This window comes from Ignavibacteriota bacterium (assembly GCA_016212665.1).
Lineage (GTDB): Bacteria > Bacteroidota > Ignavibacteria > UBA10030 > SZUA-254 > FW602-bin19.
The window spans coordinates 157652-170605 of the sequence record JACREZ010000032.1 but is presented as its reverse complement, the minus strand read 5'-3'; the positions used below and the strand labels follow the sequence as shown (position 1 = coordinate 170605).

Sequence of the window (12954 nt, the reverse complement as noted above, 5' to 3'; positions counted from 1 at the left end):
CCCAGAATTGCAGAAAAGTTGGGGAGAATTGTCCAAAAGTTTCCAACAATTGCAGAAAAGTTGGGAAGAATTGCACAAAAGTTTCCAACAATTGCAGAAAAGTTGGGAAGAATTGCACAAAAGTTCCCAACAATTGCAGAAAAGTTAGGAAGAATTGTACAAAAGTTCCCAACAATTGCAGAAAAGTAGGGAAGAGTTGTACAAAAGTTTCCAACAATTGTAGAAAAGTTGGGAAGAATTGTGCAAAAGTTTCCAACAATTGTAGAAAAGTTGGGAAGAATAGCACAAAAGTTTCCAACAATTGTAGAAAAGTTGGGAAGAATTGTACAAAAATTTCCAAGAATTGCTGAAAAGTTAGGAAGAATTGTACAAAAGTTCCCAACAATTGCAGAAAAGTAGGGAAGAGTTGTACAAAAGTTCCCAACAATTGGAGAAAAGTAGGGAAGAATTGCACAAAAGTTTCCAACAATTGGAGAAAAGTTGGGAAGAATTGTGCAAAAGTTTCCAACAATTGCAGAAAAGTTAGGAAGAATTGCACAAAAGTTCCCAACAATTGCAGAAAATTGGGAAGAATTGTCCAAAAGTTTCCAACAATTGCAGAAAAGTTGGGAAGAATTGTACAAAAATTTCCAAGAATTGCTGAAAAGCAGGGGAAAATAGAACAAAAGTTCCCCGAAACTGGAGCAGAGTGGAAAAATTTGCTCTGTGTTAAATTTGGCTCAATTATGTTTCAAGGTAGCGGAAGGACATAAATCACTCAGCGAACAATCAAGGCATTTCGGTTTTCGGGCATCGCATACCTTTCGTCCGTGCCAAATCAAAACATTTCCGATGAAAAACCAATCGTTCTTTGCAATCACTTGCATCAAATCCTGCTCAATCTTTTTCGGGTCGGATTCGTGCGTGAAGCCGAGTCGCTGAGAAAGCCGACCGACATGCGTATCAACCACAACGCCTTCCACGATTCCAAACGCGCCGCCAAGCACAACGTTTGCCGTCTTGCGACCAACACCGGCAAGTTTGGTCAGTTCTTCCATTGTGTTTGGTACTTTTCCTTTGTGGTTCTCAACGAGCGCCTTGCAACAGGCTATAATGTTTTTCGCCTTCGCCCGAAAGAATCCTGTGGAGTGAATGTCTTTCTCAAGTTCATGCTGGTCAGCGTTGGCATAATCTTTTACAGTACGATATTTCTTAAACAATTTCTCCGTCACCATGTTCACACGAACATCAGTACATTGAGCAGAAAGAATTGTCGAGATAAGCAACTCCAACGGGTTGGAATATTCGAGAGCGATGGTTGCCTCAGGATATTCTTTTCTCAAACGATTGAGAATCGTTTTCGCACGGTGTTTCGTCTGTTCGAGCGGTTCCTTTGTTTTTTGTTTCTTATCTTTCAATCAATTTCCTCACGAGACTTTAATATCACCGAACGTAATGCTTACCATAATTTTCAATCGGGATGTGCTGTTAGCGTACGATGGCGAAACGGCATCAATCGAAGGGGAGAACCCGCTCTTCTTCTGACCGAAAACATACAGGTCGCCTGCTGTAGAACTTGCTGAAACCGTTACTGCGCTATCCTTCGGCGTGATAATCGTGCAATCGCCAAACACTCCATGGATGCGGAGAAAGTGTTCACCTTCAGCAAATGTTGTTTTTGAAAGGTCAAGTTCAATATCGCCAAACGTTCCGTTGATGGAACCGCCTTTGAAAACCTGTGAAGTGATGCTGAGAAAAATATCTCCAAACACATTCGACTCGTGAATCAATTCTCCTCCAAGTGTTTGGTGAATATCGGTTCGGGGTAAATCGCAGGTCTCCGGTTTCGGTTTCCTTCGATTCCGAAGTACTGTAAATCCCCAAACGATAAGAATCAGGGGCCAGAATGTGCTGATGACTTCACCGAAATCTGCAACACCAAGATTATCAAGTAAAAAAAGTCCGCCAATAAGAATGAGAATAACTCCGCCAAATGAATAACGCATGTGTAATTCCTGTTTTTATTTCAAATTAATATTATACGTTGCCGTAAACGACAACGCTCAGGGTTTCAAACATTCTAAAGAATGTTTTTGGAAAAAGTCGGATTCATCCGACTTGAATAGTTAGCGTCACCGTTTACGGTGATGCTAAATTACAATTTCAAATATTTAATAACTTCCTGTAACGAGCGCGTGTTCAGAATATCCGATTGTTCCAACCAACCTTTTCGTGCGATACCGACGCCGTACAACACATCCGGCAAACCGTCGGTGTTATGAGCATCCGGGTTGAGACAAATCATCACGCCTTTTTCTTTTGCGTAATGACACCATCGCCAATCCAAATCAAGCCGGTACGGATGCGAGTTGATTTCAATAATCTTCCCGTAATCCGCCGCGGCATCAATCACATCTTTCATGTTGACAGGATAACCGTCTCGTTCTAATAACAATCGTCCGGTCGGATGTCCGAGCATTGTAACATATTTATTCTTCAATGCTTTGATGATTCGATTTGTTGCTTCCGCTTCAGTCATTTTGAACTTACTATGAACGGAAGCCACAACATAATCAAATCCCGAAAGAACTTTGTCGCTCCAATCGAGCGAACCATCGGGAAGAATATCGCACTCGGTTCCCTTGAACAGCCGGAAATTCTTAAACGTGCTATTAAGTTGTTCGATTTCTTTGGACTGTTGTTTCACTTTCGCCTCACTTAATCCGCCTGCATAGGTGGCAATCTTGCTGTGGTCTGCAATGCCGAGATATTCCCAGCCGAGTTTCATCGTTGCTTCTGCCATTTCGAGAAGTGTGTTTGCGCCATCGCTGTAGGTTGTGTGGCAATGAAACGTTCCGCGAATATCTTTCTCCTCGACAAGTTTCGGTAGTTTGTTCTTTTCCGATGCTTCAAACTCTCCCATGTTTTCGCGAAGTTCGGGAGGAATGTATTCAAGTTCAATTGCTTTGTAAATATCCTCTTCCGTTTTGCATTTGATGATGCGTTTGGCTTTGCCTCGTTTTTCCTCTGCGCCGAGTTCGGAGAACCCGTACTCGTTCAGACTCCAGCCAAATTGTTTCGCCCGTGAACGCATTTCGATGTTATGTTCTTTACTTCCGGTGAAATAATTGAGTGCGAACGGGAATTCGTCATCGTTCACAACCCGCAAGTCACAGTTAATTGCTGACTTGAGGAGTACACTCGATTTTGTTTCTCCTTTCCCGATGATACGTTCAACATCGGGATGAGAAGTAAACGCATCCATAATGTTGTCGGTGTCCGATTTCTTCGCGCTCACAAGAATATCAATATCGCCGATAACTTCTTTCCGCCGTCGAAGACTTCCCGCAACTTCACATCGAATAATTCCTTTTTGTTGTTTGATGACTTCAACAATCTTATCCGCCGCTTTCTTCGCAGATGAATAATGGTGTTTGTCAACGTGCTTCTTCAGAAGTTCAATTCCGTTCAGGATGTTTTCTTCCGTCTTTTCTCCAAATCCTTCTAACTTTGCAAGCCGATGTTGTTCGCACGCCGCTTTCAATTCTTCAACTGATTTGATTTCAAGTTTCTCATACAAGATTTTAATACGCTTCGGTCCCAATCCTTGAATGCGTAACATCCCAAGCAAGCCCGGCGGGAGAGAGGCTTTCAATTCCTCATAATATTTCATCGTTCCTGTTTGAACAATCTCAGTGATGTTTTCTGAAAGCGATTGACCGATGCCTTTAATGGTTTTGAGTTGACCTGATTGAACGAGTTCGTTCAAATCTTGTGTCAGTGCGCCGATTGTTCGTGCGGCATTGTGGAATGCTCTGCATTTGAAAGGATTCTCTCCTTTCAATTCAAGCAATGTTCCGATTTCATCGAGGATGTCTGATACTTGTTTTTTGTCCATAGCGCATCAAAGGTAAGCAATGCTTGGAGAAAATCAAACCACTCGGATTTGACTATCGAAAAAAAATATTTTACCTTCCAATCAGAAAATTTATCAATAATTCAAAGGTTCTTTTTATGTATGTTGTTATAGTTCTTCTTTCAATTCTTGAAATTCTTTTTTCAGTTACTGCAATTGCCCAACGCAAACCGTCATCAGATATACCTCTTGATGAACAAGCATATAGTCGTTGGCTTATAACAGGAAAAGGAAACATGCCCCGGATAAGTTCAGAAAAATTACACTCCGTCACCGAGTTTGAGAAGGAGCCGGAAATTATCGGTGACATTCAGACAGAGGTCGAGTATTATAAGCGCGTCAATGGCGAGGCATTAGGATGGACTCCTGAACAAAAATTAAAAACACATCAAGCCGCTCAATCCTTCAGTGAAGAGAGAAACTTCAAAAACAAGTCAGTCAATTCTCCTCCGTCAGAGTGGACGCTTCGTGGTCCCGTCGGTATGAGACATCAATGCAACACTTCGCTTTATTGGTCAGGACGTGTGAGTTGTCTTGATTTCAATTCGACGAATGGATTGTATGTTGGCGCGGCAAGCGGTGGATTGTGGGCGCCTGTCATATTATTCTTTGTACCGATTGCGGATAAATTACCAACGCTTCGAAGCGGTAGTGTCGCGCTTCATCCGACAGAAGTCGGGACAATTTATTATGGAACGGGTGAATACTCAACTCAAGGCGGAGGCGGTGGAACCGGAACATATAAAACAACAGATAACGGTGCGAACTGGACAAGAATGAATCTTTTGCCCACACCTACACATACGTCAAAGGTGTTAATTGCACCATGGAACAATAATACAGTTTATGTAGCAGGAAATACAGGACTTTACGTTTCATACGACAATGGCGACAATTGGTCTCGTAGGCATTTTAGTAATGTTTCGAGTTTAGAATGTTCAGCAGATAGTTCCGTTATGTTGCTTGGTTCAGTTGCAAATGGCGTGTACAGATCAACCGATCAAGGTTGGACGTGGGATCAACTCACTACGGATTTACCAACTAATGACTGGAGACGTATAGGTTTTACGACGTTGGATATTGCAACCCGTGCATCACAATCTGCTCCTATCAGGGCATACGTACAGATAGCACGTGTAATGATTAACGGAGACACAACCTATACAGGGAATGTTGAAGGTGTATATCGTTGCGATGATTTGTTAGCCAATCCTCCAAGGTGGACAAATATCACTCCGATGGGAACACAACGCGTATATCACTGGAGTCAGGGATGGATTCATAATGCGATAGAAGTCCATCCGACGAATCAGGATTTGGTATGGCTTGGTGGTGGAACATTACTGAAAAGTACGAACGCAGGAGGTAACTGGATTGATGTTGCCCCTCCTCATGCCGATATTAAAGTAATTAAATATCGTACCGGTGATAATTTATTGTATCTCGGCGGCGATGGAGGACTCTTCACTTCGACAAATGATGGAACAACGTGGAGTTCTATTCTCAATCAATTATTACCGACCACGATGTTTTACAATATTGATGTTTGTAAAACTGATGACCGTGTTGTCTTCGGTTCATCACAGGATAATGCCACAGAAGGAACATCAATCGCAAGTCCTTCGACTTGGAGAGTAAGTAATATTGCTGATGGAATTGACGCAACGGTTGACTGGTCTGACCCGCTCACTGTTTTTGCGACGACTCAGTTCGGTGATGTGTTCAGAACGACGAATGGCGGGGTTCATTGTCCTCCCGAACCGAATTGGCCCTGGTTAAACAATGGGCTGCAGAAAACCTCGTGGTCGGCGTATGTTTATCAAGATCCTTCTGATGCAAATTGGGTTTATTATAATGGAAATAATGTTGTTTATTATTCAACAAATAAAGGGACGAATTGGAATTCAATAGGAATATCATTTCCAAAAACTGTATTCAATATTGCAGTCAGTTCAGACGGACAATTTTTATACACCATTGTTGATACAACTTCAATGCGGTTATTTACTTTTCAAAAAATAACGTTACCGCTTGGAGGATATTTGTGGTTTCCCTTTGCAGGTGCAAACGGTACACCATCAGTCAGACCGATAAAAGTAATCACATCCTTAACAAATCCGAGTGTGGCGTACTCACTTTTTAACGGACCATCAGCCACACAGCGTGTATTCAAAACAACAGACAACGGTGTGAACTGGCAAAATATTACCGGGAATTTTACACAAAATATTCCGCTACACGATTTAGTAGAAAGCCCTGTAAATTCTAATGTGCTCTGGCTTGGAACAGACCAAGGCGTGTACAAATCAACCAACGGTGGAACGACTTGGTGGTGGTGGAATAAAGGAATGCCGGATGCAGTAGTTGTGAATGACATGGAATATGCATTCTCAGCAGGAGGGGATTACCTGCTTGCCGGAACGTTTGGTAGAAGCGTTTTTGAACGGAATGTAAACGCCCCGGTATTTTCATTATCTGAATTATTAACACAACCCAATGCCATCAGCAATTATTTGAATACTGTTCTCGTTGCTGGAGATTCCGGAAGGTTTGCACGTTCTACGGATGGTGGAAATAACTGGAGTCTCGTTCAATCGCCTTCGAATGAACGATTGCTGGATGTATTTATGATTGATTCTCTTTTTGGCTGGGTTGTTGGAAGAAATGGAAATCTTATGAGGACATCCGATGGAGGAAACAATTGGGAAGTTTTTAATTCTCCAACTTCTTCGGATTTAAAAGGAGTATTTTTTACTGATGATAAAAATGGTTTTCTGCTTGGCGCGGATGGGGCAATTTATAAAACTACAAATAGTGGAACCGACTGGGAAACTGCATTGCAATCATTTAATGGTTCACTGAATAAAGTATTGTTCACTCATCCAAATGTTGGTTGGGCGGTGGGTACAGATGTGAGCGGGCAAAATCCGGTGGGTGTGCTTTACTCAACTTTTAACGGCGGTTCTACATGGTATTCGATGTACGTTCCCGGTTTAAATACTATCGGAGCGTTACACAGTATTCACGCGGTAAATCCATACTTGATGTACGCAATCGGAGAAGGTGGAAAAATGTTTAAGACTACCGATTTCGGTCAATCGTGGAACAGTTACGAAACCGGATTTGATGAGACGATGTACAGCATTTTCTTCCGGGATGAAAACAACGGTTGGGCTTGCGGTCAATTCGGAACAATTATCAAAACTACCGACGGCGGAACAACCTGGTCTCTTGAAGAATCAGAAACGTCAGGTGATTTACTTGCGTTACGGCTTGTTGGTGATAATCTCATTGTCGGTGGCGCGACAGGAGTGTATTCAAAAACAATTGAAGAACCTATTACACAAACGTACAGTGTCAACGAGCGATGGAATTTACTTTCTATTCCACTCGGCTTGGCAAATTACTCGAAGAAATCTGTCTTCCCGACAGCCGTCTCTGATGCATTTTCATTTAATGGGCAGTATGTTGCCAATTCGGAACTGCAGAACGGAGTTGGATATTGGATGAAGTTTCAGAATACAGCAAGCATTGATTTGACAGGATATCCACTAACAAAATCAGTGATTGAGGTTCAGGAAGGATGGAATTTGATTGGTTCTCTTTCGAGTTCTGTTCCTGTGTATTCAATTATTCAGGAACCAGCCGGAGTGGTTGAATCGAATTATTACGGCTACGAAGGAGGATACGCAATTGCAGATGCCATTGAACCGGCAAAAGGATATTGGGTGAAGGCAAATCAAGCAGGGCGATTGATTCTTGACTCAGAGCCGCTCATATTTACCGATTCATTGACCGAGGTTTATCCCGATAGCGCGAACCTTTCATTGTTTGATGTGCTTACGTTTTCAGATGGTAAGAAAAACAAACAACAACTTTTTGTTTCAACAAAAAGAGAAGAGCAAAGGACAATGTTGAAATTTATCGCTCCGCCGCTTCCGCCCGAAGGAGCGTTCGATGTACGATTCAAAACCGGAAGATTATTAGAGTGTGCGGATTTGAACACTACTCGTTCAATTCCGATTACGGTTTCTTCTGCTTCATACCCGTTGACTGTTAGTTGGGACATTCAACACGCGAATGAATATCCAATTCTTTCTGTGAATGGAAAGCAAACACGTTTAGACCATACTGGCACATTGACAATTACTGAGGAATCAACTATTTCACTTTCATTAGCAAAAGGATTTGACGCATCACTCCCGAAAGAATTTTCACTGGAACAGAATTATCCGAATCCGTTTAATCCTATCACCGCGATTCATTATCAATTACCGGTTGATACCCGTGTTTCACTCAAGGTGTTTAACATGCTCGGACAGGAAGTTGCAACGCTTGTTGAAGGTGAGCAGGAAGCAGGATATCAAACGGCGCAATGGAATGCAAGCGGAACGGCAAGCGGTGTCTATATTTATCGTTTAACAACATCAAACGGATTTACCGCTCAACGGAAGATGGCGTTGATTCGATAACGAGAATAGAAAAAGTGTTGAAACGGGGCTGTCTCAAAAAGTGGAACGATGGTAGGACAGACATTTGCCTATGGCATCGCTTCGTGACTTGTCTGTCGAAGACCTACCAACTTTTGAGACAGCCTCGTTTTGCTTATTAAGCAAATTGTAAGAGAGTGTTTCTAAACTGCGACTACCTGTTTTTCTAAAAACAGATGAAGCATATCTAACACAGATTGCTGGTCAGTAAACTGCATTAGTTCTGCGCGTAACTTAGAGACTCCGTAATAGCCGTGCAAATATCCGCTGTAATATTTCCTGAATTCAATCACGCCGCCTCGTTCACCTTTTAATTGTACGGAATGATTCAAATGTTCGATAAGCAAATTGATTCGTTCTTCTAAGGTAGGAGGAGCGAGCAATTCGTTTGAATTCAAGTAATGTTTGATTTCGGAAAAAAGCCATGGATTTGAAATAGCGCCGCTTGCAATCATAATTCCATCGCAACCGGTTTCTTCAAAAACGGATTTTGCTTTTTGCGGCGTATCAATTCCGCCGTTTACGATGATGGGGATTGAAACTGCCTGCTTCACTTCGGGTATGTGAGAGTAATCTACTTCGCCGCGATTTCCTTGCGAGCGAGTTCGGCAATGAATCGTCAATGCTTTCGCACCACAATCTTCCACCATCTTTGCGACATCAACAATCCGGATTGATTTTTCATCCCACCCAAGTCGTGTTTTCACTGTGACCGGAAGTTGAACCGATTTCACAACTGCTGAAATAACGCTTTCCATTTTCCATAAATCTTTCAGTAAACTTGCACCGGCTCCCTGACCCACGACATTCTTCACCCAACAGCCACAGTTAATATCAATCAAATCCGGTTGAAGTTCTTCCGCCATTTTTGCGGCTGTTTCCATTGAGCATTCCGAGCCGCCATACAACTGAATTCCGAACGGGCGTTCTTCTTCAAGAAAAGCCATTTTTCGTTTCGTTTTCTCAGAATTCCGAATCAATCCTTCCGAGTTGACAAACTCTGTGTAAACGATGTCCGCTCCGAGTCGCTTACAAATCAAACGAAAAGAAATATCCGTCACGTCTTCCATTGGAGCGAGAAGGACGGCATTGGGAATGGTAATGTTTCCGATTTTCATGTGAGCAAAATAGTGAAATCAGTAAGCATAAAAAAAGTCCCGCTTGCTTGAACAAACGGGACTCGAACTTGAGTATTATATTTACAATTTGAATCGGAGTATTGGATTTTTGGAGCGTTGGAGTAAAACATTCAACACTCCTTTTATCCAGTACTTTATTACTCCATCAGAGTTATTTCATCAAAAGAATTTTCCGTGTTGCAGAAAATTCTTCCGACTTCATTCTGACAATATATGTTCCGGTTGGCATCGAGAATCCTTGATTATCAAGTCCGTTCCAATCTACTGTGTAGTATCCTGCCGGTTTTGAGCCGTTCATGAGTGTGGCGACTTTTCTTCCAAGCACATCAAACACCGCAACTTCAACATCAGCAATCTTCGGTACTTCGACTGTGAATCGCGTTGATGGATTGAACGGATTAGGATAGTTCTGGCTGAGTGCAAATTCACGCGGTTGCGTCGAGCCATTCGTAACTTTGACAATCAATTTATTGATTCCGGGATTCTTGATTTGCAATTTCCCGGAACCGGCTAAAATATTTTCACCGATGATTTTTCCTTGCTGAGCATCAGTTAATATGAGCGTGACATTTTCCTGTGATGTTGTGTTCCAACGAACGGTAATCGGATATGCATCCGTTTGAATCGTTATTGGATACTCAAGATGTTGGTCTGTACTAACCTGCTCAGGATACGTCTCAACAAAATTTTGTGAACCGAATCGAACATCAAACAAGCCGGCGGGAGGAAGCGGAGGCAATTCAAACTTTGAACGAGCAACATTCAACTGCTTTTCATTTCCAAGGTAGAGTGTTTGATTGTTCCCCTGTGCATCGGTAATGAATAGTTTGTTCATAGCAAGATGCGGGGAACCATGAGTCTCTTTTTTCTCAAATGCCCCTGATTGCAGTTTGATGTAATCTGCTGAACTTGTTTTCAACCAATATGCTTTTCCCGGTTCAATCGAGGTTGCAATTGTATAACCATTATCATAGGAGTATAAATTTGAAGTGATAATGTTTGCAGTGTCAACAATGCTTCCGACAGGAATGCTCTGGGAAATTGAACCAATCATATTCCAATCTTGTGCTAATAATATTGATAATTCAGAAATTGTTGAACCTGAAATGCCTATTGATTGTCCTTCATTAAATTTCATCCAATACCCTTTTCCAAGTTCTAATGTTGGTGAAGGGATATACCCGGCTTCATATCGGAAAGCATCTGATGCTGCCGTAGGGAAGAGAGTAGCTGTAGATAAGTTCGAAGGAAGAACCGGCACTGAAATCATATTCCATTTATCTTTTACGGTGACTCCGTTGAGATAGTATCTCAGACACAGTCCGTTCGATGGGGTGAATTCCGTGGGAGCGCCATTTTTATTTGCAAACAACCATAGTCCGTTTGCTGAATCTGCTTGCATTCCTACCAAAGCGGTGGTATCCAAACCGTTTAATCCTGCATTGAGATATTGGAACTCTATTGTGTTTTGACATTTGTTAATCACAACACGGATTGTCATTTCATCTGGAAATACACCATCGGTTGTAAACATTCCTAATGAGTCCCATTCAACAATGAACGTACAAGAATCGTTTCGGTAATAAATATTTCCATATTGTGCTGTTGAATCTCCGATAATCATATCGTTCCAGAATGGCGCGATGAAATTCTTTGGCATCCAGGCATCATTCTGTAATGTGTCAGAACGGTTTTCATAATTCGGTTGCGGGAACGTCCAGTTTGCTGTGTAGAAACGATTTGCGTTCACATCTAATGTTTCGGTAGCAGTTTCGGATAAAGCCATTGCACCGTTAACTCCGACCCAGGCATAGCGAACATTCGATCCTCCGAATGTGAAATCCCAACCCAAGTCGAACGGTCCTGCTGTTCCATCATCACGCGGATTTGCAGTTGCGGCAGTATCCGGTTTTAAAAAGAATGCAGAAGTATCAATGGGAAGGAAATTTTCATCACGGTTGATGATGGAGCAATCGTTGACAGACTGAAGTACGGCAAGATTCGTTGATGGGTCAATGATGCGATAACTCGAAGAAGACGTAAAGGTTTCCATTCCTCGAATATCAACTGAGCGGAAATTGTATTCAATTGTAGAGCCGGCAGGGTATCCCGGTATCTGACCGATGAATGTTGTTCCGCCTAACCCTGACAACTCAATCGGCGGTTGAGGAACTCCATCCACTGAATATTCAAGTTGAGCGATAGCAATTTCTGCGCTATCAGGATATTCCGGGTCGCAGTCTTCAATCTCTACGGAGAACTCTCTCGGTGATGTAGAAATTGTATTCTTTAGCGGTGTTGCACCAAGAATTTTTGGTGGGAGATTTGTCGTTACAGACATTGTGTACCAGATGAGATTATGGAAATCGCCTCGCGCAACCCAGCCTTTACATGCGAACCCTTCTTGAAAGGTAACAACATGCTCATAAAATTTCCAGTTATGTGTTAGAGTGTCCGGGATTCCATCTGCAAGCCCACCGTCATTTGTAGCAAATCCTGTATTCTGTCCATTTGTACCATTGCATATAGGGTCATTTGAATGGTCGCCATTTATTCGAAATGTAATCAGTATATGGTCCCCGATATTTTTTTGAACAGTAATTGGCAAATCATTCAGTGAAGCAAAATTTACCTGGCTCGCGCGAGTTTTAACAGGAAAGCCTCCTAACCCCCATATTTCGCTCCCAAAAGGAGCGTATGAAGGATTCGGAGAATTTACTGTAGAAATCCATGTTGCAGGTTGGTCAGCATCCTCCGGAAATGCTGCAACACCGTTATCTAAATCCGAATTAATAGCATTGAAGTAACCCCAACACGTACTGGGACCTGGTGCAGGGTAACCATCATATCCCGGTCCATGACCTTCATACACATTTGATTCATGGATTCGAAGATAGAGAGTAGAATCCGGTGAACACACAATATTTGAGGAATACCAGAACACCGTATCTATCGTTCCGCTTGCCGGAACGGTGAACCATGCGCCGATAACATCTTTGTGGAAACCGATGTGTCCGCTTATAACAGGATATTGAGCAGGATTGAAACCAAACGTACCTTGGTTGGAACAGGCAAAATTTTCGTAATCAACCTGTGCTTTCTGCGCCGCGAATGCCGCGCTTTCTCCTTTTTGAAGAGGAATAACATCTCCGTAAGGAGTAACAAGTACTCGCTTCTGAGAGAAACCTGATTGTGAGAGGAACAAGAAAAGAATAATGAGTAAAAATAGTAGCCGACTTTTCATACCGACTCCATAATTAATGAATAATGTTGGTGGATTAGGGATTAAAAACTAAGCAATGATAATACATTTCTATGAGATTATCAACAGAAAAGAGGAGTATTTGAAAAGATTTTTTTTCCTCCACATAAAATTCAACTGCAGACAGTGAAAGATGAAGTCGTGAGTCTATGAGGAGAGGGGGAAGGT

The 12954-nt window shown here is 42.2% G+C and carries 6 protein-coding genes; 1 reads left to right on the top strand and 5 read right to left on the bottom strand.

Features of this window, described 5'->3' with window-relative positions:
• Positions 1-719: 719 nt before the first annotated feature.
• The 3 genes from nth to polX all read right to left on the bottom strand — a co-directional run bounded on the left by nth (position 720) and on the right by polX (position 3877).
• Positions 720-1397, bottom strand: coding sequence for an endonuclease III (nth, locus tag HY960_11290; GenBank protein MBI5216327.1), 678 nt, complete (start codon positions 1395-1397; stop codon positions 720-722).
• 9 nt (positions 1398-1406) lie between these two features.
• Positions 1407-1985, bottom strand: a complete 579-nt coding sequence (locus tag HY960_11285; GenBank protein ID MBI5216326.1) for a cell wall-active antibiotics response protein — start codon at positions 1983-1985, stop codon at positions 1407-1409.
• Positions 1986-2134: 149 nt separating this feature from the next.
• Positions 2135-3877 carry a DNA polymerase/3'-5' exonuclease PolX gene (polX, locus tag HY960_11280; protein MBI5216325.1) on the bottom strand — a complete coding sequence of 581 codons (1743 nt, stop codon included), beginning with the start codon at positions 3875-3877 and terminating at the stop codon, positions 2135-2137.
• Between the two features lie 116 nt (positions 3878-3993).
• Between polX and HY960_11275 the strand changes: the two genes are divergently transcribed.
• A complete protein-coding gene (locus tag HY960_11275) occupies positions 3994-8367 on the top strand; it encodes a T9SS type A sorting domain-containing protein (protein MBI5216324.1) in 4374 nt (1457 codons plus the stop codon).
• 161 nt (positions 8368-8528) lie between these two features.
• Here the strand turns inward: HY960_11275 and dusB are convergent, their stop codons facing one another.
• Both dusB and HY960_11265 read right to left on the bottom strand, forming a co-directional pair.
• On the bottom strand, positions 8529-9503 hold the full coding sequence (gene dusB / locus HY960_11270; GenBank protein ID MBI5216323.1) for a tRNA dihydrouridine synthase DusB: 975 nt from the start codon (positions 9501-9503) through the stop codon (positions 8529-8531).
• 172 nt (positions 9504-9675) lie between these two features.
• The gene (locus tag HY960_11265) at positions 9676-12768 is read right to left on the bottom strand and encodes a T9SS type A sorting domain-containing protein (GenBank protein MBI5216322.1); all 3093 of its coding nucleotides are present in this window, start codon (positions 12766-12768) and stop codon (positions 9676-9678) included.
• Positions 12769-12954 lie beyond the last annotated feature (186 nt).

What these genes read in the sequence shown, in the direction of transcription:
- HY960_11285 (MBI5216326.1), bottom strand. Translation starts at nt 1,985, where the DNA reads ATGCGTTATTCATTTGGCGGAGTTATTCTCATTCTTATTGGCGGACTT.
- polX (MBI5216325.1), bottom strand. Translation starts at nt 3,877, where the DNA reads ATGGACAAAAAACAAGTATCAGACATCCTCGATGAAATCGGAACATTG.
- HY960_11275 (MBI5216324.1), top strand. Translation starts at nt 3,994, where the DNA reads ATGTATGTTGTTATAGTTCTTCTTTCAATTCTTGAAATTCTTTTTTCA.
- dusB (MBI5216323.1), bottom strand. Translation starts at nt 9,503, where the DNA reads ATGAAAATCGGAAACATTACCATTCCCAATGCCGTCCTTCTCGCTCCA.
- HY960_11265 (MBI5216322.1), bottom strand. Translation starts at nt 12,768, where the DNA reads ATGAAAAGTCGGCTACTATTTTTACTCATTATTCTTTTCTTGTTCCTC.